Here is a 22,568-nt window from a genome sequence, read left to right on the forward strand (position 1 = left end):
GCCGGTGCAGCGTGGGGGCCGCCATGATCGCGCACTGCGGGTCACGGCGCGATCAACATCGCGCCGTGATGGCATGCGGAATGCTCAGCGTTGGCTGTGCGCGTGCACCGCGTCGACCAGGACCTGCACATGCGCCGGGTCCATGTCCGGCGACATGCCGTGGCCGAGGTTGAACACATGGCCTTCGCGCGAGCCGCCGTTGCCGGCGGCATAGGTGTCGAGCACGCGCGCTGCGGCCGTGGCGATCGCATCCGGCGAGGCGTACAGCGTGGTCGGGTCGAGGTTGCCCTGCAGCGCGACGCGACCACCGGTGCGGCGCATTGCTTCGTCCAGGTCCAGCGTCCAGTCCAGGCCAAGTGCATCGGCGCCGGTCTGCGACAGTGCTTCCAGGTGCAGGCCGGTGCCCTTGCCGAACAGGATCAGCGGCGTGCGCTCGCTGCCTTCGCCGCGATCCAGGCCCTGTGCAATCCGCTGCAGGTAACGCAGCGAGAACTCGCGGTACATCGCCGGGGACAGCACGCCACCCCAGGTGTCGAACACCTGCAGCGCCTGCGCACCGGCCGCGCGTTGCGCACCGAGGTAGGCGATCACCGCTTCGGTGGTGACCTCCAGCAGGCGGTGCAGCGCCTGCGGATGGTTCAGCGCCATCGCCTTGATGCGTGCGAAATCCTTGCTGCCGCCGCCTTCCACCATGTAGCAGGCCAGCGTCCAGGGGCTGCCGGAGAAGCCGATCAGCGGCACCTGGCCGTCCAGCTCGCGGCGGATCAGGCGTACCGCATCCATCACGTAGCCCAGGTCCTGCTCCATGTCCGGCACCGCCAGCTTGGCGATGGCCGCTTCATCACGCACCGGATGGCGGAACTTCGGGCCTTCGCCTTCGACGAAGTACAGCTCCAGGCCCATCGCATCGGGAATGGTGAGGATGTCCGAGAACAGGATGGCTGCGTCCAGGGGGAACCGGCGCAGCGGCTGCAGGGTGACTTCGCAGGCGATCTCCGGGGTCTTGGCCATGGCCAGGAAGCTACCGGCCTTGGCCCGGGTCGCGCGGTATTCCGGCAGGTAGCGGCCGGCCTGGCGCATCAGCCAGACGGGGGTGCAGTCCACCGGTTCGCGGCGCAGGGCGCGCAGCAGGCGATCGTTGCGGAGAGGGCTGGTCACGATGGGCATTCCTTGGACGGGAGGAGCAGCGGCGTCAGTCGCCGTGCGAAAGGATCTGGAAGCCGCGATGCAGTTCGGCATCGCGGGCCTTCTCGAAGGCGTGGCGGGCGTCGTCGGCCTGCAGGAACAGCTCGCGCCGCAGCTGCGAGCGGCTGCCGACGCGGCCGCTCTCGCGCAGCAGCTCCCAGCCGCCGAACAGGTCCGGCTGCAGGCTCAGGCGCAGGAAACGCGGTGCCTGCGCACCGGCGTCGGGATGTTGCAGGTAGACGTGCATGGCGCCGATTGTAGCGGGGCAGGGGTGACCCCTGCCGCAACGTGGTAGTGCCGGCCGCTGGCCGGCAACTTCATGCGTGGAGGAGCCGGCCAGCGGCCGGCTCTACCTGGCTGACAGCACCTTCAGTACCGCCGCCTCATCGACGTCCGGCACCACTTCGGCGCGGCCCATGCCGCGCCACAGCACCAGGCGCAGGCGGCCGGCCACGTTCTTCTTGTCCAGGCGCATGCGGCCGAGCAGGGCCTGCGGGTCCAGCCCGGCCGGGATCGCCACCGGCAGGCCGAGGCGTTCCAACAGTGCCTGCAGGCGAGCGCGGTCGGCATCGTCGGCCAGGCCGAGGTCGGTGGACAGCTTCGCCGCCAGCACCATGCCCACCGCCACCGCCTCGCCATGGTTCAGCGCATCGCGGCCTGGAGCCGAGTAGCCCTGCTCGGTTTCGATGGCATGGCCGAAGGTATGCCCGAGGTTGAGCAGGGCACGTTCGCCCTTCTCGAACGGATCGCGCTCGACGATGGCGGCCTTGTGCCGGCAGCTGCGCGCGATGGCTTCGGAAAGCACGTGGTCTTCACCGGCGACCAGCGCATCGGCATGCTGCTGCAGCCATTCGAAGAACACCGCGTCGCCCAGCGCACCGTACTTCACCACTTCGGCCAGGCCTGCACGCAGTTCGCGCGGCGGCAGGGTGGCCAGCACGCGGGTATCTGCGATGACCGCACGCGGCGGATGGAAGGCGCCGACCAGGTTCTTGCCGGCCGGGATGTCGACGGCGGTCTTGCCGCCCACCGACGAATCGACCATCGCCAGCAGGGTGGTCGGCAGCTGCACGCAGTCCACGCCGCGCATCCAGCAGGCGGCGGCAAATCCGGCAAGGTCACCGACCACGCCGCCGCCGAGGGCGAAGACACAGGCGTCGCGCGTGGCGCCGAGCGCCGCAAGCGCTTCGATCGCGCGGCCGAATTCGGCCAGCGTCTTGGAGGCCTCACCGGCGGCCAGCACGTGCTCGCCGATGATCAGGTCGGGGCGCGCGGCCAGCAGGGTCTGCTTCACCGGTGCCAGATAGCGCGGGGCGACTTCGCTGTCGCTGAGCAGCAGCACGTGGCGGCCGCGAACGTGCGCGGCCAGTGCAGCGCCATCGGCCTGGGCACCGGCGCCGATGGTGATGGTGTAGGGGCGGTCGCCGCCAACGGCGACCTGCAGCAGGGCGGGGGAAGTCATGCAGTCAGGTCCTGGCGCTGCCATTGCGAGGCCAGCTTGACCACCAGCTGGGCAGTCGCATCGGCAGCGGTGTACGGGTCGGTATCGAGGGTGAGGTCGGCCAGTTCGCGGTATAGCGGGTCGCGGTGTGCGGCCAGGTCGTGCAGCACCTGCTCGCGGTCCGGGCGTTGCAGCAGCGGCCGGCCCTTGTCGCGGGCCAGGCGTTCCAGCTGCGCGGTCACGCTGACCCGCAGGTAGACCACGAAGCCGCGGCGGGCGATCAGTGCACGGTTGTCGGGGTCCAGCACCGCGCCGCCGCCGGTGGAGACCAGCTGGCCGCGGCCTTCCAGCACACGGGCCAGGGCCTCGCGTTCATGGTTGCGGAAACCGGCTTCGCCGGCGTGCTCGAAGATGGTCGGGATGCTGGCACCGGCGGCATCGACGATGGCCTGGTCGACATCGACGAAGTCCAGCGTGAAGCGCTCGGCCAAGCGGCGGCCGATGCAGGTTTTGCCGGCGCCCATCGGGCCGATCAGGATCAGGTTCGGAGCAGGATTCATGCCCTCTGATGCTAACACCTCCGTGCCCTGGCCTTTACGTTCTTCACGTCAGGGTAGGCGTTCCAGCGGGGTCTCCCGCGCCAGCCGGAGTACAGGCCATGACGGTCGCCAAGGTCATCGAAATCACCGCCTCCTCGCCGAAGAGCGTGGAGGACGCCGTGCGCAGCGGGCTGAAGAAGGTCTCCGAGACGGTCAAGGGCATCCAGGGCGCCTGGGTGAACGAGACCAAGGTGGTCACCAATGGCAGCGGCGAGATCACCGAATGGCGGGTCAACCTGCGGGTGACCTTCCTGGTGGAATAGGCGTGCTCAGCGCACGTCCTGCACCTGTCGCTGGCCGTCCAGGACCACCACGTGATCGGCAAGCGCCGGCAGCGCCCGCAGTGCCTGCCGGCTGACCCGCTCGTAGTACTGCACGAAGCGTTCCAGCTGTGGCCGGCTCATGCCGTGCCGGCCTGGCTGAAAGGCCTGCAGGTTCTGCTCCTGCTGCCAGCGCCAGCGCGGTACCACCGAGAAATCCGGCGGCTGCAGGAACCATAGCCGGTCGTAGCGCTGCCACAGCGCCGGGTAGTCGCGGGCCAGCGCCTGGTTGCACCAGCGCCGCCAGCGGCCATCGGCGTCGGCCTCGCGCTCCAGCGCGTTCAACGGGCTGTCCAGCGCGTTGTCATCCTGCGCGGGCGTGCCCAGAAACCAGCCTTCGAACACCAGCAGGTCCAGCGGTTGGTGCAGGTGCGGCCATTGCGCTTCGGGCAGGCGTTCGTCGGCCAGCTTGTCGAAACGCGGCATCGCGAAGGGCTGGCGCGCGGCCACCGCATCCAGCACTGCGTGGGCCAGCGGCAGGTCATGGGTGCCCGGCGGGCCCCGGGTGATCAGCAGTGGATGCACCTGGCGGGCCAGCCGCTGCCGCTGTGCGCGGGTCAGGTAGACGTCGTCGATCGACAGCGTGGCGGCGTTCAGGCCGCGTGCCTGGGCGCGGGCCACGACCTGCGCGGCCAGCGTCGATTTGCCGCTCCCCTGCAGGCCGCTGATCGCCAATACTGGAACCGCTGCGCCACTGCCCAGTGCGTCGTCCAGCACCTGTTCGGCCAATGTTTCGGGGAATCCTTTCACCTGGGGCATATACGCAGCAGCGGCCATGCAGCCACAATAGCCCAATCCGTGTGAGAAGAACGCAATCATGAGCGACCTGTACGCCGAAGCCCTGTCCACGTTTGCCAGCCTGTTCGAAGAGGCCAGGCAGAGCCGCGAGGTCGAGCCGAACGCCATGACCGTGGCCACCGCCGATACGCACGGCCGTCCGTCGGCGCGCACCGTGCTGCTGAAGGCGTTCGATGAGCGTGGCTTCGTGTTCTACACCCACCTGGACAGCCACAAGGGCCGGGAGCTGCAGGCCAATCCGCAGGCTGCACTGCTGTTCCTGTGGCGCAGCCTGCGCGAGGCCGGCATCCAGGTGCGCATCGAGGGTCGCGTCGAGCAGGTGGCCGATGCCGAGGCCGACGCCTATTTCGCCAGCCGCCCGCGGATGAGCCAGATCGGCGCCTGGGCTTCGCAGCAGTCGAAGACGCTGGCCACGCGCGAGGAATTCGACGCGCGCGTGGCCGAGGTCGAAGCCCGCTTCGAGGGCCAGGACGTGCCGCGCCCGGACGGCTGGAGCGGCCTGCGCGTGGTGCCTAACCGCATCGAGTTCTGGTACGGCGCGCAGTTCCGCCTGCACGAGCGCTGGTGCTATGAAGCCGGTGCTGAAGGGCGCTGGAGCAAGCGACTGCTGTATCCGTAAGTCAGGGCGGTGCCGGGGCTGCTGTAGAGCCGAGCCCATGCTCGGCTGTTGTCCCTGCAGAAGCAGCCGAGCATGGGCTCGGCTCTACAGACCCTCCGCGCGCAGCCAGCGCCATAGCGTGGTGCGTGATACGCCCAGCGCCTGTGCCATGCCCTCGCGGTCATTGCGATGTTCCTGCAGCAATGCTTCCAGCTGCGCACGCGGCGGGCGTTTGCCGTTGCTTTCCAGCGGCAGTGCCGTCGCGCCTTCGCTTGCCAGCTCGGGCGCAAGCTGCAGCAGTCGCGAAGCATCAATAGGCCCTTCAGCCGGCTGCCAGTGGATGCGTAGTCGATCCACCAGATTGCGCAGTTCGCGCACGTTTCCCGGCCACTCGGCCGCGTTCAGCAACGCCAGTGCATCCTCATCCAATGGCGCGTCGATGCCACGCAGCTGGCGGAAGAAGTGCTGTGCCAGCAGCGGGATGTCACTGCGCCGCGCACGCAGCGGGGGCAGGGCGATGCGTAGCGCGGCCAGCCGGTAATACAGGTCGCGACGGAAGCTGCCGGTCGCCGCGCGCTGCTCCAGCGACTGCAGGGTGGCGGCCACCACGCGCAGGTCGACTGCGGTCGGTTCGGTAGCGCCGACACGCAGCACCTCGCGTTCTTCCAGCACGCGCAGCAGGCGGGTCTGCAACGGCAGCGGCAGTTCGCCGATCTCATCCAGGAACAACGTACCGCCATCGGCGGCCTCGACCAGGCCCACGCGACCACCGCGCCGTGCACCAGTGAAGGCACCATCGCTGTAGCCAAACAGTTCGGCTTCCAGCAGTGATTCGCTGATGGCGCCGCAATTCAGCGCCACGAAGCGCCCGCGACGGCCGCTGGCGGCGTGCAGTTGACGCGCTACCAGTTCCTTGCCGGTGCCGGTTTCGCCGGTGACCAGCACCGTGCTGTCGTGCGGTGCGTAGAGCGCGATCTGTGCGCGCACCTGGGCCATCGCTTGGCTGTCGCCGAGCAGTTCATGCGTGTCGGCACGCGCTGCCGGGCGCCGGCGCGGGGCGGCTCGGTTGCCGCTGGAGCGGGCCAGCGCCTGGGTCAGCTCCAGCGCATGTTCAAACGCCTGCCGCACCGAGTCGGCCGAATAGAGCAGTACCCCCGGCAGGCCGGCCTGCTCGGCATGGTCGATGGCCATGCCGGTGCCGACGATGACCTCGATGCCGTTGGCGCGCAGGTCGGCGATGCAGTCGCGCGCATCCTCGCGGGTGACGAAGCGGCGGTGCTCGATATCCAGGCCGAAACTCTGCTGGAAGTTGCTGAACGCCGGTACGTCGCTGGCGTGGGTGACCAGGCCGATGCGGCTGGCGATGCGGCGGGCACGGGCCAACGCTTCCATCAGGTCGAAGCCATTGGCCTGGATCGGCACCAGTGGCAGCTCCAGCCGACCGCGCAGCCAGGCCGCGTTGGAGCCGCCGGCGATGACCACGTCGCAATGCTCGCGGCGCAGGCGTTGACCGATCACATCTACCGCTTCCTCGAAACCTAGGTTGATCTGCTCGATGCGCGCGCGTCGATCGAATTCGGGAATGACATCGCCGAGCAGGCCGGTCAGGCGCGAGACGCTGACCGTCCAGATCACCGGGCGACCGGGGTCGGTGTCGGCGTGGCGCAGGGGTGAGCGGGGCAGGTACATGGCGGCTGGAGGTCGACGTGATGTTTCATGATACATCCGTTTCAGTGTTTCATACGTTTCACTATTGCGTGGCGGTCATCCCCGTGAAATCAACGGCTTGCAGCTTGGCATGGTGCTTGCGCCTACCTATCCGTTCTCCAACCTGGATTGCCGCATGACCGCTTCCGCCCCTTTCTCCGCCGGTGCCCGCTTCCGTGAGGCGCTTGCTGCCGAATCGCCGCTGCAGGTGATCGGCGCCATCAACGCCAACCACGCCCTGCTGGCCAAGCGCGCCGGCTTCCGCGCCATCTATCTGTCCGGCGGCGGTGTTGCCGCGGGCTCGCTGGGCCTGCCGGACCTGGGCATCAACACCCTGGAAGACGTGCTGGTGGACGTGCGCCGCATCACCGATGTCTGCGACCTGCCGCTGATGGTGGACATCGATACCGGCTTCGGGCCGAGTGCGTTCAACATCGCGCGCACCGTGAAATCGCTGATCAAGGCCGGCGCGGCCGCCTGCCACATCGAAGACCAGGTTGGCGCCAAGCGCTGCGGTCACCGTCCGGGCAAGGAGATCGTCTCGCAGGGTGAAATGGTCGACCGCGTGAAGGCTGCCGCCGATGCCAAGACCGATCCGGACTTCTTCCTGATCGCGCGTACCGACGCCATCCAGGTGGACGGCGTGGACAAGGCCATCGAGCGCGCCATTGCCTGTGTCGAGGCCGGTGCCGACGGTATCTTCGCCGAGGCGGCCTACGACCTGGACACCTACCGTCGCTTCGTCGACGCGGTGAAGGTGCCGGTGCTGGCCAACATCACCGAATTCGGTGCCACCCCGCTGTTCAGCCGCGATGAACTGGCTTCGGCCGGTGTTGCGATCCAGCTGTTCCCGCTGTCGGCGTTCCGCGCGGCCAACAAGGCGGCCGAGAACGTCTACCAGGCGGTGCGCCGCGATGGCCACCAGCGCAACGTGGTGGAAACCATGCAGACCCGCGAAGAACTCTACGACCGCATCGGCTACCACGCCTTCGAGCAGCAGCTCGATGCGCTGTTCGCCGCCAAGAAATAAGCAGTACCCTGCACCATCAAGTTTCGGAGGGAAACATGAACGATACGACCGCAACCCCGACCTTCAAGCCGAAGAAGTCCGTCGCCCTGTCCGGCACCGCCGCCGGCAACACCGCGCTGTGCAGCGTGGGCCGCAGTGGCAACGACCTGCATTACCGTGGCTACGACATCCTGGACCTGGCCAACACCAGCGAGTTCGAGGAAATCGCCTACCTGCTGGTGCACGGCAAGCTGCCAACCCGCGCCGAGCTGGTTTCGTACAAGGCCAAGCTGAAGTCGCTGCGTGGCATCCCGGCCGCGGTGAAGGCCGCACTGGAAGAACTGCCGCCGTCGGCACACCCGATGGACGTGATGCGCACCGGTGTGTCCGTGCTCGGCTGCGTGGCGCCGGAGAAGGATGACCACAATCATCCGGGCGCGCGCGACATTGCCGACAAGCTGATGGCCTGCCTCGGCTCGATGCTGCTGTACTGGTACCACTGGAGCCACAACGGCCGTGCCATCGACGTGGAAACCGACGATGACTCGATCGGTGGCCACTTCCTGCACCTGCTGCACGGCGAGAAGCCGCAGGACTCGTGGGTGAAGGCGATGCACACCTCGCTGATCCTGTACGCAGAACACGAGTTCAACGCCTCGACCTTCACCTGTCGTGTCATCGCCGGTACCGGCAGCGACATGTACAGCGCGATCTGCGGTGGCATCGGCGCACTGCGTGGCCCGAAGCACGGCGGCGCCAATGAAGTGGCGTTCGAAGTGCAGAAGCGCTACGACAATCCGGATGAGGCCGAGGAAGACATCAAGGCCCGCGTCGAGCGCAAGGAAGTGGTGATCGGCTTCGGCCATCCGGTCTATACCGTCTCCGATCCGCGCAACAAGGTGATCAAGGACGTGGCCCGCGAGCTGTCCGAAGAACAGTCGAGCATGAAGATGTACGACATCGCCGAGCGCCTGGAATCGGTGATGTGGGACATCAAGAAGATGTTCCCGAACCTGGACTGGTTCAGCGCCGTCAGCTACCACATGATGGGCGTGCCGACCGCGATGTTCACCCCGCTGTTCGTGATCGCGCGCACCGCCGGCTGGAGCGCGCACATCATCGAGCAGCGCATCGACGGCAAGATCATCCGCCCGAGCGCCAATTACATCGGTCCGGAAGACCGCGACTTCGTCGCCATCGACAAGCGCGTCTGATCCACCTGCTGTCCCCATCCGGCCGGCCGCGTGCCGGCCGGATGCTTTCGCCGCCGCACCGCCGGCACCCGGCCCGCCCCAAGCATTCCGCCAGCCCATGAATACCGATTACCGCAAGAACCTCCCCGGCAGCGCGCTGGACTATTTCGACGCGCGCGCCGCCGTCGATGCAATCCAGCCCGGCGCCTATGCCACCCTGCCGTACACCTCGCGCGTGCTGGCCGAGAACCTGGTACGCCGCTGCGATCCGGCCACGCTCGCCGATTCGCTGAAGCAGCTGATCGAGCGCCGCCGTGACCTGGATTTCCCGTGGTTCCCGGCGCGCGTTGTGTGCCACGACATCCTCGGCCAGACCGCACTGGTCGACCTGGCTGGCCTGCGTGATGCGATCGCCGACAAGGGCGGCGACCCGGCCAAGGTGAATCCGGTGGTGCCGGTGCAGCTGATCGTCGATCACTCGCTGGCGGTGGAGTGTGGTGGTTTCGATCCGCAGGCGTTCGAGAAGAACCGCGCGATCGAGGATCGCCGCAACGAAGACCGCTTCCACTTCATCGACTGGACCAAGCTGGCGTTCGAGAACGTGGACGTGATTCCGCCGGGCAACGGCATCATGCACCAGATCAACCTGGAGAAGATGTCGCCGGTGATCTACGTGCAGGACGGCGTAGCCTTCCCCGACACCTGCGTGGGCACCGACAGCCACACCCCGCACGTGGATGCGCTGGGCGTGATCGCCATTGGTGTGGGCGGCCTGGAAGCCGAGAACGTGATGCTCGGTCGTGCCTCGTGGATGCGACTGCCGGATATCATCGGCGTCGAGCTGACCGGCAGGCCGCAGCCGGGCATCACCGCCACCGACGTGGTGCTGGCGCTGACCGAATTCCTGCGCAAGGAGCGCGTGGTCGGCGCGTACCTTGAATTCTTCGGCGAGGGAGCGGCGGCACTGACCATCGGTGACCGCGCCACCATCTCCAACATGTGCCCCGAATACGGCGCCACCGCCGCGATGTTCTACATCGACGGGCAGACCATCGATTACCTGCGCCTGACCGGGCGCGAGGAATCGCAGGTGGCGCTGGTGGAAAACTATGCGCGCACCACCGGCCTGTGGGCTGACGACCTGGCCACCGCACAGTATGAGCGCGTGCTGCGCTTCGACCTGTCCAGCGTGGTGCGCAACATGGCCGGCCCGTCCAACCCGCACAAGCGCGTGGCGACCGCCGAGCTGGCCGAGCGCGGCATCGCCGACGAGGCCAAGCTGGCAGCGGGCAAGGCCGAGCAGGCACAGGGGCTGATGCCGGATGGCGCGGTGATCATCGCCGCCATCACCAGCTGCACCAACACCTCCAACCCGCGCAACGTGATCGCTGCCGGCCTGCTGGCACGCAAGGCCAACGAGCGCGGCCTGCTGCGCAAGCCGTGGGTGAAGTCATCGTTGGCGCCCGGCTCGAAGGCGGTGCAGCTGTACCTGGAAGAGGCCGGCCTGCTGCCGGACCTGGAAAAGCTGGGCTTCGGCATCGTCGCCTTCGCCTGCACCACCTGCAACGGCATGAGCGGCGCGCTCGATCCGGCCATCCAGCAGGAGATCATCGACCGTGACCTGTACGCCACGGCTGTGCTGTCGGGCAACCGCAACTTCGATGGCCGCATCCACCCGTATGCGAAGCAGGCCTTCCTGGCGTCGCCGCCGCTGGTGATCGCCTATGCCATCGCCGGCACCGTGCGCTTTGACATCGAGAAGGACGTGCTGGGCGTGGACGCCGACGGCAACGAGGTGCGCCTGAAGGACATCTGGCCGAGCGACGCCGAGATCGACGCCGTGGTCAAGGCCTCGGTCAAGCCGGAGCAGTTCCGCCGCGTCTACAACCCGATGTTCAATGTGCGCGTGGAGCACGGCGCGACGGTCAGCCCGCTGTACGACTGGCGCCCGCAGAGCACCTATATCCGTCGCCCGCCGTACTGGGAGGGCGCACTGGCCGGTGAGCGCACGCTGTCGGGCATGCGCCCGCTGGCGGTGCTGCCGGACAACATCACCACCGACCACCTGTCGCCGTCCAACGCGATCCTGGCCTCCAGTGCCGCCGGTGAGTATCTGGCGAAGATGGGCCTGCCCGAAGAGGACTTCAATTCCTACGCGACCCACCGCGGCGACCACCTGACCGCGCAGCGCGCCACCTTCGCCAACCCGAAGCTGTTCAACGAGATGGTGCGCAACGACGACGGCAGCGTGAAGCAGGGTTCGCTGGCGCGCGTGGAGCCGGAAGGCAAGGTGATGCGCATGTGGGAAGCCATCGAGACCTACATGGAGCGCAAGCAGCCGCTGATCATCATTGCCGGTGCCGACTACGGCCAGGGCAGCTCGCGTGACTGGGCCGCCAAGGGCGTGCGCCTGGCTGGCGTGGAGGCGATCGTGGCCGAGGGCTTCGAGCGGATTCACCGTACCAACCTGATCGGCATGGGCGTGCTGCCGCTGGAGTTCAAGCCGGGCACCACCCGCCTGACCCTGGGCATCGATGGCACCGAGACCTTCGACGTGGTCGGCGAGCGCACCCCGCGCGCCGAGCTGACGCTGGTCATCCACCGCCGCGACGGCCAGGACGTGATCGTGCCGGTCACCTGCCGCCTGGACAGCGACGAGGAAGTGGCGATCTACGAGGCCGGTGGCGTGTTGCAGCGCTTCGCGCAGGACTTCCTGGAAGGCGCCAAGGTGGCGTGATACCGGCCTGAATGCCTGCCCCCGGAGGCCGGGGGCGGGCTTGTCCGACACCTGGGCAGGGCGCACACTGACTTGGCAAAAACTGCCAATGGAGAGTCTCATGGCCACCATGAACATTTCGCTGACTGATCCGCTCAAGCAGTTCGTGGACGAAGAAGTGCGCGAAGGCGGCTACTCCAGCACGTCGGACTATGTGCGCGACCTGATCCGCCAGCGCCAGCGCAGCAAGGCCGAAGAACTGCTCAAGCAGCTGATTGCCGAGGGGCTGTCTTCTGGTCCTTCGGCGCCTCTGGCGCCGGATCACTTCGACAAGCTCCGTGAGCGTGCTCGGAACCGCAAGTGAGACCTTCGCACTGGTCTCCTGCAGCGGTTCTAGATCTCGACCAGGCAGCAGCCTGGTATGCAGATCAGGGCGGAGAAGTGCTGGAAGTCGGCTTCATCGATGCGGTGGAGTCCGTCGTCAAGCTGATCGAGGCTCACCCGGGTGCTGGTTCCACATTGCATGCGGATCTGTTGCCCTCGCTGCCAGCGCCGTTGCGTTTTCATCCGGTTCGTCGCTTCGACGGCTACCTGGTCTACTACGTGGAGCTACTTGCGCACGTTTCCATCGTGCGCATCTGGAATGCTTCGCGGGGTATGGAAGCACTGCTCGAAGACGAGGAGCTCAACCCCGATATTGGTTCGTCGCACCCAGGATACTGATCCATGACTTTCCTCCCGCAACTCCGTATTCCCGCCACCTACATGCGCGGTGGCACCAGCAAGGGCGTGTTCTTCCGCCTGCAGGACCTGCCCGACGCCGCGCAGGTGCCGGGCGCCGCACGCGATGCGCTGCTGATGCGCGTGATCGGCTCGCCCGATCCGTATGGCAAGCAGACCGACGGCATGGGCGGCGCCACCTCCAGCACCAGTAAATGCGTGATCATTTCCACCGCGTCGGTGCCGGACCACGATGTGGACTACCTGTACGGCCAGGTCTCGATCGACACCGCCTTCGTCGACTGGAGCGGCAACTGCGGCAACCTCAGCACTGCGGTGGGTCCGTTCGCGATCGCCAACGGCCTGATCGATCCGTCCCGCGTGCCACGCGACGGCCTGTGCACCGTGCGCATCTGGCAGGCCAACATCGGCAAGACCATCATCGCCCACGTGCCGATGCGCGATGGCGAAGTGCAGGAGACCGGTGATTTCGAGCTGGATGGCGTGACCTTCCCGGCCGCCGAGATCCAGCTGGAGTTCATCGATCCGTCCGATGACGGCGATGCGGGCGCGATGTTCCCGACCGGCAACCTGGTCGACACCCTGGACGTGCCGGGCGTGGGCAGTTTCGAGGTGACCATGATCACCGCCGGCATTCCGACCATCTTCCTCAATGCGGCCGACCTGGGCTACACCGGCACCGAACTGCAGCCTGCGATCAACGAGGACAAGGGGGCGCTGGAGCGCTTCGAGAAGATCCGCGCCTACGGCGCCTTGCGCATGGGGCTGATCAAGAACCTGGAAGATGCGGCGACCCGCCAGCACACGCCGAAGGTGGCCTTCGTGGCACCGGCGCAGGACTACGTGTCGTCCAGTGGCAAGGTCATTCCGGCCTCGGCGATCGACCTGCATGCGCGTGCGTTGTCGATGGGAAAGCTGCACCACGCGATGATGGGTACCGCTGCCGTGGCGATCGGCACCGCGGCAGCGATTCCGGGCACGCTGGTCAATCGCGCTGCTGGAGGCAGCGAACGCGAAGCGGTGACCTTCGGCCATCCCTCCGGCACGTTGCGCGTGGGTGCGCAGGCCGGTCTCGTTGACGGCCAATGGACGGTGACCAAGGCCATCATGAGCCGCAGCGCCCGCGTGCTGATGGAAGGCAAGGTGCGGGTACCGGTCGAGTGATGCGTTGGTGAACGCCAACCAAGGTTGGCGACTACCGGGCCGCAGAGACAGATTGCTTTGGTAGATGCCAACCTTGGTTGGCATGGTGCACGGGCGACCGTGCACCGCAACGAGGAGATCGATGATGTCCGACAGCCACACCCCATCTAACGAGCGTGCAGCGTGGGATGCGCTGCTGGTGGGCATCGTCGACTACGTGCGCGACGCGCGCATCGACTCACCGCTGGCGTTCCAGACCGCGCACCACTGCCTGCTCGACACGCTGGGCTGCGGCCTGGAAGCGCTGTCGTTCCCGGCCTGCAGCAAACTGCTTGGTCCACTGGTGCCGGGCATCAGCGTGGTCAACGGCGCGCGCGTTCCGGGTACGCATTACGTGCTGGACCCGGTGCAGGCCGCCTTCAACATCGGCGCGATGGTGCGCTGGCTGGATTTCAACGATACCTGGCTGGCGGCCGAATGGGGGCACCCTTCGGACAACCTGGGTGGCATCCTTGCCGTCTGCGACTGGCTGGGGCGCAACGCGCAGGCTCTGCGGCGCCCACCTCCGACCGTGCGCGACGTGCTGCTGGCAATGATCAAGGCGCACGAGATCCAGGGCGTGCTGGCGCTGGAGAATTCCTTCAACCGGGTCGGGCTGGACCACGTGGTGCTGGTCAAAGTGGCCACCACCGCTGTGGTTGCGCAGCTGCTCGGCCTGGATCGCGAGCGCATGCTCAATGCGTTGTCGCTGGCCTGGGTCGATGGTCAGTCCCTGCGCACCTACCGGCACGCACCCAACACCGGCTCGCGCAAGAGCTGGGCAGCTGGCGATGCGACCAGCCGTGGCGTGCGCCTGGCGCTGATGGCGGCCAGTGGCGAGATGGGCTACCCCAGCGTGCTCAGCGCGCCGACCTGGGGCTTTGAAGCGGTGTCGATGCATGGCAAGGCACTGACGCTGGGGCGACCGCTGGGCAGCTACGTGATGGAGAACGTGCTGTTCAAGATCAGCTACCCGGCCGAGTTCCATGGCCAGACCGCAGTGGAGGCGGCCATCATGCTGCACCAGCAGTTGCGTGCGATGGGGCGGCGGGTCGAGGACATCGCGCATATCGCGATCCGGACCCAGGAAGCCTGCATCCGCATCATCGACAAGCAGGGCCCGCTGCATAACCCGGCCGACCGCGACCATTGCGTGCAGTACATAGTCGCCATCGCGCTGCTGCACGGGCGGCTGGTGGCCGAGGATTACGAGGACGACGTTGCCGCTGATCCACGCATCGATGCCCTGCGGGCGAAGATGGCCTGCCATGAGGATCCGCAACTCAGCGCCGACTACCTGGACCCGGACAAGCGCAGCATTGCCAACGGCCTGGGCGTGCGCTTCAGCGACGGTACTGAGCTGCCCGAGGTACTGGTGGAATACCCGCTCGGCCATGCCCGACGCCGGGAGGAAGGCATTCCGCTGCTGATGGACAAGTTCCGCCGGCACCTGGCCCACCGCTTCCCGACAGTCCAGCAGCAGCGCATCCTGGCGGCATCGCTGGATCCGGTGGCGCTGGCGGCAATGCCGGTGACCGACTATGTGGACCTGTACCAGCCGGGGTGAGGCCGCTCTGGTAGATGCCAACCTTGGTTGGCATGTGGGGGGGCGCCAGCCAAGGTTGGCGGCTAGCGGGTCCCGGGCGGAACCGGGTTTCCGACCGCCGGGGCGCCAACGCCTTGACGCGGCCTGCCTATAATGGCCACCTCGATCAAGGAGTGACGACATGAGCGGTCCGGCACGGCGGAAGCGGTGGGGATGGGCGGCGGCGGTACTGGCAGGAGGCCTGTTGCTGGGCCTGGCCGGCTGCCGCAACGACAGCGGGCAGCTGCCCAAGGCCAGTGGCGAGGCGATCACCACCAAGGCCGAGCAGGTGAAGGAATTCACCCTGCTGCGGGCCTACCCGGACCAGAAGAATGACGGCCTGTCGCTGGCGCTGGAGTTCTCGCGCCCGCTGGTCGGCACCCAGGATTTCGACACGCTGGTGCGCTTCGAGGAGAAGGTCGGCACCGAGGACAGCAGCTGGACGCTGTCCGATGACGGCCTGACCCTGCGCTACCCGTTTGTCGAGGCCGGCAAGGAGTTCAGCCTGGTGGTCTCGCCGGACCTGCTGGCCGCCGATGGCAGCCGCCTGGGCAAGGAACTGAAGCAGAAGGTGTTCAGCGGCGAGCTGAAGCCGGTGGTTGGCTTCGCCTCGCAGGGCAGCGTGCTGCCTGCCAAGGACAGCCGTGGCCTGCCGGTGGTCTCGGTGAACGTGCCGGAAGTCGACGTCGAATTCCTGCGCGTGCGCGAGAAGGATCTTCCGACCTTCTTCAGCCAGTACCAGCGCGGCGGCCGCCGTGGCAGCTGGGAGCTGAGCAGCGACTACGAGCGCAGCCCGATCAACAAGCTGGCCGAGCCGGTCTACGTCAACCGCTTCATCCTTGGCGGCAAGCAGAACGAGCGGGTGCTGACCTACCTGCCCACCCAGGACATCAAGGAACTGCAGGAGCCGGGCCTGTACTTCGCCCTGCTCAAGCGTACCGGTGACTACGAAGGCGAGTTCGACACCGCGTTCTTCTCGGTCAGCGACATCGGCCTGCATACCCGCGCCTACAAGGACAAGCTGTTCGTGCACACCGCCGGTCTCAAGGACGGCGCGCCACTGAAGGGCATTGACCTGCGCGTGCTCGACGCCAAGGGCGAGGTGGTGCTGAAGGGCAGCACCGACGGCAATGGTAATGCGCTGCTGAACTACACCCTGGATGCCACCCACGTGCTGGTCGCCAGCAGTGGCAAGGACACCAGCTTCCTGCCGTTCAACCAGCCGGCGCTGGACCTGAGCGAATTCGCCGTGGCTGGCCGTGACAACGCCTGGTTCGATGTCTATGCCTGGTCCGGGCGCGACCTGTACCGGCCGGGCGAGACCGTGCGCCTGTCCGCGCTGCTGCGTGACAACGACGGCAAACCGGTCAAGGCCCAGCCCGTGTTCCTGCGCCTGAAGCAGCCCGATGGCAAGACTTTCCGCGAGACCCGGCTGCAGCCGGGTGACCAGGGCTACATCAATTTCGAGCAGGTGATCCCCACCGAGGCGCCGACCGGGCGCTGGCAGGTCGAGTTCCGCACCGACCCGGCCAGCAAGGAAGCGATCCAGGGCATGACCCTGCGCATCGAGGAGTTCCTGCCCGAACGCATGAAGCTGGACCTGGACAGCGCGCAGAAGACGCTGAAGCCGGGTGAGGACCTGCGCCTGCAGGCCAATGGCGCCTACCTGTATGGCGCACCGGCCGATGGCAACCGCTTCACCGCACGCATGGCGGTGGCCGCCGAACAGAAGCCGGTGGAAGGCCTGCCGGGCTATTTCTTCGGTGACCCGACCCTGCAGCTGCCGCGCGAGGCCAAGGACGTGATCGACACCACGCTGCCGGCCAATGGCCAGCTGCGCGAGGATGTGGCGTTGCCGGAAGAGGCCGCCAAGGCCAAGGCGCCGATCGCCGTGGTGCTGTCCGGCAGCCTGTATGAAACCGGCGGCCGCACAGTCACCCGCACCCTGAAGCGGGTGATGTGGCCGGCCAATGCGCTGGTCGGCGTGCGACCGCTGTTCAACCCGGACGATGGCGCCGATTCCAACGGCAACGCGCGCTTCGAGCTGATGCGCGTGGATGCCGCTGGTACGCCGCAGCCGGCCAAGGGCCTGAAGATCACCCTGGTGCGCGAGCTGCGCGACTACCACTGGACCTTCAACGACAACCGCTGGGACTACGACTTCACCCGCCGTTTCGAGAACAAGGAAACCCGCACCGTCGATGCCGGCAACAGCGCGGTCGCCTTTGATTTCCCGGTGGAGTGGGGCGAGTACCGGGTGGACGTGTTCGATCCGTCCACCGGCCTGACCAGCCGCTATCCGTTCCGTGCCGGCTGGAGCTGGGGCGATGACAACCGTGGCCTGGATGCGCGCCCGGACAAGGTCAAGCTGGGCCTGGACAAGACCGGTTACAAGGCCGGTGACACCCTGGAGGTGACGGTGACCCCGCCGCACGCCGGCAAGGGCATCCTGATGGTCGAGACCGACCGCATGCTGTATGTGCAGGACATCGAGGCCAAGCCGGGTTCGACCTTCAAGATCCCGGTCACCGCCGACTGGGAGCGCCACGACGTCTACATCACCGCGCTGGTGTTCCGTGGCGGCAGTGCGCCGAGCAAGATCACCCCGGCCCGCGCGGTGGGCGTGGTGCACGTGCCGATGGACCGCAAGGGCCGCACGGTGGCCGTCGGCCTGGTCGCGCCCAAGCAGATGCGCCCGGAGCAGGACCTGCCGGTAACCGTCAGTGCGCCGCAGCTGGCCGGCAAGACCGCGCACGTCACCGTTTCGGCGGTGGACGTGGGCATCCTCAACATCACCCGTTTCCCGGTGCCCGATGCCGGTGCACACTTCTTTGCCCAGCGTCGCCTCGGTATCGATGCCTACGACATCTACAGCCGGGTGATCGAGAGCTTCGATGGTGGCAGCGGCAAGCTGAAGTTCGGCGGCGACATGGCGCTGCAGGCATTGCCGCAGGCCAAGCGCCCGACCGCGCGCGTGCAGACCGTGGACCTGTTCTCCGGCCCGGTACAGCTCGATGCCAAGGGCAATGCCCGCATCCGGCTGAAAGTGCCGGACTTCAACGGCACCCTGCGCGTGTCGGCGCTGGTCTACAGCGATGACCAGTACGGCAAGCGTGACGTGGAAACCATTGTGCGCGCCCCGATCCTGGCCGAAGCCAGCATGCCGCGCGTGCTGGCCCCGGGCGACCGCAGCACCGTGACCCTGGACGTGCAGAACTTCACCGGCAAGCCGGGGCAGTTCAACGTGAAGGTGGAGAGCGAAGGCCCGTTGAACCTGGGCGAGGGCAGCCGCAGCGTGCAGTTGAATGCCGACGCCAAGACCACGCTGAGCTTCCCATTGTCGGCTCGCGAGGGCCACAGCGTGGCCAAGGTGCGGGTGCGGGTGGACGGCAACGGCTTCAAGGCTGATCGCCGCTACGACCTGCCGGTGCGTGCGGCGTGGCCGCAGGTGCTGCGTTCGCAGGTGCGCACGCTCGATCCGCTGGCCGCGGTCAGCCTCGACAACAGCCTGACCGAGGGCCTGATGTCCGAGTCGGTGAATGCCCGCCTGCTGGTCAGCCCGCTGCCGCCGATCCCGTTCGCCAGTGCACTGCAGGGCGCGCTGAACTATCCATATGGCTGTGCCGAGCAGACCACCAGCAAGGGTTACGCCGCGCTGATCCTGGACCAGGCCACCTCGTCGATGCTCGGCGCCGATGGCCTGGATGCCAAAACCCGTAGAGAGCGCATGGAAGGTGCGTTCGGTCGCCTGGCGTCGATGCAGGTGGCCAATGGCAACTTCTCGATGTGGGGTGACGATGGCTACGTGAACCCATGGCTGACCCCGTACATCACCGAGTTCCTGCTTGATGCCAAGGACGCCGGCTTCGCCGTGCCCGACAACGTGCTGCAGAAGGCGCTCAACCGGCTCAGCGAGGATCTGCTGTCCGGCGGCAATCAGTTCTATGGCCAGGAGGATCGCGAGAAGCTGAAGTTCGCCAACCAGGCGTATTCGGGCTACGTGCTGGCCCGGGTCAATCGTGCACCGCTGGGTACCCTGCGCACGCTGTACGACAACGAACGCAGCAAGGCGGTCGGTGGCCTGTCGCTGGTCCACCTGGGCGTGGCGCTGTCGCTGCAGGGTGATGCCAAGCGTGGCCAGGCCGCGCTGGCGGCGGCCTTCGCCAAGTCCAGCAGCGAACGTCCGTCGTACTTCGGCGACTACGGCAGTGCGATCCGCGATGATGCACTGATGATCGCGCTGACCCACGAGAACAAGCTGGCCAAGCCCGCCTGGGATGCGCGTGCGGTGGATCTTGGCCGTGGCCTGGATGCGCGCCGCAATGCCGGCTGGATGTGGCTGAGCACGCAGGAACAGGTGGCGATTGCCCGCCTCGGCAAGGCCCTGGCCGCCAACCAGAAGGCGCTGGTGGCCGGTGAGCTGGTGATCGGTGGCAGCACCGAAGCCATCGGCGAGCGCAAGCTGTTCGGCCGCAACTTCAGCGCCAGCGAGCTGGCCAGCGGCGTGCGCTTCACCCCGCAGGGGCAGCCGCCGATGTTCGCCAGCATTGATGTGGCCGGCATCCCGCGCAGTGCGCCCGCACCGGACAACAGCGTAGTGGGTATTGAACGTAGCTACTTCGGTACCGATGGCAAGCCGTGGTCGCCGCGCCCGCTGAAGGAAGGCGAAGCGCTGATCGTGCGCGTCACCGTCACCGCCGACACCACGATGCCCGATGCACTGCTGACCGACCTGCTGCCGGCGGGCCTGGAGATCGAGAACTTCAACCTGGGCGATGCCAAGCAGTGGGCCGACGTGGTGGTCGATGGCATCACCATCAGCGACCGTGGTGAGGCCGCCGATACCAAGCACGAGGAGTTCCGCGACGACCGCTACGTGGCCGCGCTGAAGCTCTCGCGTGGCAGCAAGGCCAACGTGTTCTACCTGGTCCGCGCGGTGACGCCGGGAACCTACTCGGTGCCGCCGCCGCTGGTGGAGGACATGTACCGGCCGCAGCTGCGCGGCGTCGGCCGCAGCAACCCGACCACGATCACGGTGGTACAGCCGTGACCGCGCGGACGGGCCGCGACGGCGCGGCCCGTCCTGCTGGCAACCCGCAATGAAGAACACGATGACGAATCGGCTGGCGGCCCTGCGCCGCCGGTGGCGGCCGCTGTGGCCATGGCTGCGCTGGGGCATGGCCGCTACGCTGGCGCTGCTGCTGGTGCTGGATTTCGCCTTCCCGCCGCCGCTGCCGAAGCAGCGTGATACCAGCACCCTGGTGGTGGCTGCCGACGGCACGCCATTGCGCGCGTTTGCCGATGCCGAGGGCGTGTGGCGCTATCCAGCCTTGATCGACAGCGTCTCACCGCTGTACCTGCAGGCGTTGCTGACCTATGAAGACCGCTGGTTCTGGCGCCATCCGGGCATCAACCCGCTGGCGATCCTGCGGGCCAGCGGCCAGCTGCTGCGCGGCGGCCGCATCGTGTCCGGCGGTTCGACCCTGACCATGCAGGTCGCGCGCATTCTTGATCCGCACTCACGCACCCCGTGGGGCAAGCTGAAGCAGATGCTGCGTGCGGTGCAGCTTGAGGTGCACCTGAGCAAGCAGCAGATCCTTGCCCTGTACCTGGAGCGTGCACCCTACGGCGGCACCATCGAAGGCGTGGAAGCGGCCAGCTGGGCCTATCTGGGCAAGCCGGCGGCGCAGCTGTCGCATGCCGAGGCTGCGCTGCTGGCGGTGCTGCCACAGGCGCCCAGCCGGCTGCGCCCGGACCGCCATCCGGAAGCTGCGCAGAAGGCGCGCGACAAGGTGCTGTCACGCATGGCCGAGCTGGGCGCGTGGACACCGGAAGAAGTGGAGGATGCGCGCGTCGAGAACGTGGTGGCGCGTTCGCTACGCCCTCCCTTGCACGCCGCGCTGCTGGCGCAGCGCCTGCACTCGGCGCATCCGGGCCAGGCACGCATCCAGAGCAGCATCGACATCGGCCTGCAGCGCACGCTGGAAGAGCGCGTGGCCAGCTACTTCTCGACGCTGCCCGAGCGTACCTCGGCGGCCCTGCTGGTGGTCGACAACCGGACCCTGCAGGCACGCGCCTATGTCGGTACATTGTCCTTCGGTGACCGCCAGCGGCTGGGTCACGTGGACATGGTGCAGGCCTGGCGTTCGCCAGGCTCCACGCTCAAGCCGTTCCTGTACGCGATGGCGCTGGACGATGGCCTGATCCATTCGGAAAGCCTTCTGGTCGATGCACCGCAGAGTTTCGGCAGCTACCGCCCCGGCAACTTCGACATGGCCTTCAATGGGCCCATCGGTGCCTCCAGCGCATTGCGGCTGTCGCTCAACGTGCCGTCGGTGGATCTGCTGCAGCGGGTCGGCGCGGCGCGCTTCGCTGCCCGCCTGTCGCACGCCGGGATCCAACTGCGCTTCCCGCCGGGCAGTTCGCCCAACCTGTCGCTGATCCTGGGCGGCACCGGCGCGCGCCTGGAAGACCTGGTCGGCGCGTTCGCCGCGTTCAACCGGAGCGGTATCGCCGGCCGCGTGCGTTACACCGACGACGAGCCGATGATCGAGCGGCGCCTGGCCTCGCCGGGCGCCAGCTGGATCGTGCGCGAGATGCTCGAATCAAACCCGCGCCCGGGGTACAGCGCCGGGACGTTCGATGTCGGTGGCCGCCCGCGCGTGGCGTGGAAGACCGGCACCAGTTACGGGTACCGCGATGCATGGGCGATCGGCAGTACCCGCCACTACACGGTGGGCGTGTGGGTGGGCCGGCCGGACGGTACTCCGTTGCCGGGCCAGTACGGCGCGGTCACCGCGCTGCCGCTGATGTTCGAAGTGGTGGACAGCCTGCCGCGCCAGCGTGGTGATTCGGCGGCCGCGCCGATGCCGGCCAGTGTCAGCCAGGAAGACATCTGCTGGCCCACTGGCGAACGTGCCGAGGGACTGCCGGCCGCACTGTGCCAGCGGCGGATGCCAGCCTACCTGCTCGATGGCGCCGCACCGCCGACCTTCCCCGAACGCGAGGCGCGGCGCTGGCAGCCGGGCCGGCAGCGTTACCTGGCCGATGCCCGCAGCGGACTGCGCGTGTCTGCTGATTGCCGCTTGCCGCACGAAGAAGTCGCCCGCGAGATCGCGCGCTGGCCGGCGTTGCTGTCACCGTGGCTGCCCAAGGCCACGCGCGAGGCTTCGCAGTTGCCGGGACTGTCGCCAGACTGCCGCGACGACGGGCGCGAGGCCAGCGTCGCGCTGCATGTGGACGGGCTCAATGACGGCGCCACGCTGGCGCGCGCGCCTAATTCGGAACACGGCGTGCGCCTGCAGCTGCGCGCGCTGGGCAGCGAGCAGGCGGTGGACTGGTTGCTGGACGGCCGCTGGATCGCGCAGACCCACGGCGCGCAGTTGATGCAGCGCGAGTTCGCCGATCCCGGTGCGCATACCCTGACCGCCTTGGCCGCAGACGGCGCGTGGACGCAGGTACGGTTCACTGTCCTCCGGTAGGCGCCGGGCAATG

General features: G+C 67.4%; 17 protein-coding genes. 11 read left to right on the forward strand and 6 right to left on the reverse strand.

Annotated elements, in window-relative coordinates:
• Positions 1–84 precede the first annotated feature (84 nt).
• The 4 genes from hemE to ACM0O9_RS17955 all read right to left on the reverse strand — a co-directional run bounded on the left by hemE (position 85) and on the right by ACM0O9_RS17955 (position 3,186).
• The gene (gene hemE, locus ACM0O9_RS17940; RefSeq protein ID WP_032954409.1) at positions 85–1,167 is read right to left on the reverse strand and encodes a uroporphyrinogen decarboxylase; all 1,083 of its coding nucleotides are present in this window, start codon (positions 1,165–1,167) and stop codon (positions 85–87) included.
• A gap of 25 nt (positions 1,168–1,192) precedes the next feature.
• Positions 1,193–1,432, reverse strand: coding sequence for a WGR domain-containing protein (locus tag ACM0O9_RS17945; RefSeq protein ID WP_053498927.1), 240 nt, complete (start codon positions 1,430–1,432; stop codon positions 1,193–1,195).
• A gap of 102 nt (positions 1,433–1,534) precedes the next feature.
• Complete coding sequence (gene aroB, locus ACM0O9_RS17950) at positions 1,535–2,647, reverse strand: 3-dehydroquinate synthase (RefSeq protein WP_005418377.1); 1,113 nt, start codon at positions 2,645–2,647, stop codon at positions 1,535–1,537.
• On the reverse strand, positions 2,644–3,186 hold the full coding sequence (locus ACM0O9_RS17955) for a shikimate kinase (RefSeq protein ID WP_095378343.1): 543 nt from the start codon (positions 3,184–3,186) through the stop codon (positions 2,644–2,646). The genes aroB and ACM0O9_RS17955 overlap by 4 nt, the downstream gene beginning before the upstream one ends.
• Positions 3,187–3,284: 98 nt before the next feature.
• Between ACM0O9_RS17955 and ACM0O9_RS17960 the strand changes: the two genes are divergently transcribed.
• Positions 3,285–3,488, forward strand: a complete 204-nt coding sequence (locus ACM0O9_RS17960; RefSeq protein WP_005410663.1) for a dodecin family protein — start codon at positions 3,285–3,287, stop codon at positions 3,486–3,488.
• 6 nt (positions 3,489–3,494) lie between these two features.
• Here the strand turns inward: ACM0O9_RS17960 and ACM0O9_RS17965 are convergent, their stop codons facing one another.
• Positions 3,495–4,322 (reverse strand): kinase, encoded by an 828-nt coding sequence (locus ACM0O9_RS17965; RefSeq protein ID WP_065178209.1) that lies wholly within the window; start codon positions 4,320–4,322, stop codon positions 3,495–3,497.
• 40 nt (positions 4,323–4,362) lie between these two features.
• Here ACM0O9_RS17965 and pdxH point away from each other — a divergent pair, with 40 nt between their 5' ends.
• Positions 4,363–4,962 (forward strand): pyridoxamine 5'-phosphate oxidase, encoded by a 600-nt coding sequence (gene pdxH / locus ACM0O9_RS17970; protein WP_414604249.1) that lies wholly within the window; start codon positions 4,363–4,365, stop codon positions 4,960–4,962.
• Positions 4,963–5,046: 84 nt separating this feature from the next.
• Here the strand turns inward: pdxH and prpR are convergent, their stop codons facing one another.
• On the reverse strand, positions 5,047–6,630 hold the full coding sequence (gene prpR, locus ACM0O9_RS17975) for a propionate catabolism operon regulatory protein PrpR (protein WP_414604248.1): 1,584 nt from the start codon (positions 6,628–6,630) through the stop codon (positions 5,047–5,049).
• Between the two features lie 154 nt (positions 6,631–6,784).
• Here prpR and prpB point away from each other — a divergent pair, with 154 nt between their 5' ends.
• The 9 genes from prpB to pbpC all read left to right on the forward strand — a co-directional run bounded on the left by prpB (position 6,785) and on the right by pbpC (position 22,555).
• Positions 6,785–7,678, forward strand: coding sequence for a methylisocitrate lyase (prpB, locus tag ACM0O9_RS17980; protein WP_005418360.1), 894 nt, complete (start codon positions 6,785–6,787; stop codon positions 7,676–7,678).
• 35 nt (positions 7,679–7,713) lie between these two features.
• On the forward strand, positions 7,714–8,871 hold the full coding sequence (gene prpC / locus ACM0O9_RS17985) for a bifunctional 2-methylcitrate synthase/citrate synthase (RefSeq protein ID WP_005418357.1): 1,158 nt from the start codon (positions 7,714–7,716) through the stop codon (positions 8,869–8,871).
• Positions 8,872–8,968: 97 nt separating this feature from the next.
• A complete protein-coding gene (gene acnD, locus ACM0O9_RS17990) occupies positions 8,969–11,587 on the forward strand; it encodes a Fe/S-dependent 2-methylisocitrate dehydratase AcnD (protein WP_065178213.1) in 2,619 nt (872 codons plus the stop codon).
• A gap of 100 nt (positions 11,588–11,687) precedes the next feature.
• Positions 11,688–11,930: a type II toxin-antitoxin system ParD family antitoxin gene (locus ACM0O9_RS17995; RefSeq protein WP_139727505.1), complete on the forward strand. Its 243-nt coding sequence runs from the start codon at positions 11,688–11,690 to the stop codon at positions 11,928–11,930.
• Positions 11,927–12,289 carry a type II toxin-antitoxin system RelE/ParE family toxin gene (locus ACM0O9_RS18000; protein WP_164229818.1) on the forward strand — a complete coding sequence of 121 codons (363 nt, stop codon included), beginning with the start codon at positions 11,927–11,929 and terminating at the stop codon, positions 12,287–12,289. Before ACM0O9_RS17995 ends, ACM0O9_RS18000 begins: the two co-directional genes overlap by 4 nt.
• Before the next feature lie 3 nt (positions 12,290–12,292).
• Positions 12,293–13,471 (forward strand): 2-methylaconitate cis-trans isomerase PrpF, encoded by a 1,179-nt coding sequence (gene prpF / locus ACM0O9_RS18005; RefSeq protein WP_065196951.1) that lies wholly within the window; start codon positions 12,293–12,295, stop codon positions 13,469–13,471.
• A gap of 124 nt (positions 13,472–13,595) precedes the next feature.
• The gene (locus ACM0O9_RS18010) at positions 13,596–15,056 is read left to right on the forward strand and encodes a bifunctional 2-methylcitrate dehydratase/aconitate hydratase (RefSeq protein WP_414604247.1); all 1,461 of its coding nucleotides are present in this window, start codon (positions 13,596–13,598) and stop codon (positions 15,054–15,056) included.
• 160 nt (positions 15,057–15,216) lie between these two features.
• Positions 15,217–20,124 carry an alpha-2-macroglobulin family protein gene (locus ACM0O9_RS18015; RefSeq protein WP_414604246.1) on the forward strand — a complete coding sequence of 1,636 codons (4,908 nt, stop codon included), beginning with the start codon at positions 15,217–15,219 and terminating at the stop codon, positions 20,122–20,124.
• A gap of 49 nt (positions 20,125–20,173) precedes the next feature.
• Positions 20,174–22,555 (forward strand): penicillin-binding protein 1C, encoded by a 2,382-nt coding sequence (gene pbpC, locus ACM0O9_RS18020; RefSeq protein WP_414604245.1) that lies wholly within the window; start codon positions 20,174–20,176, stop codon positions 22,553–22,555.
• Positions 22,556–22,568 lie beyond the last annotated feature (13 nt).

Source organism: Stenotrophomonas sp. FR012 (assembly GCF_047520565.2).
Lineage (GTDB): Bacteria > Pseudomonadota > Gammaproteobacteria > Xanthomonadales > Xanthomonadaceae > Stenotrophomonas > Stenotrophomonas sepilia.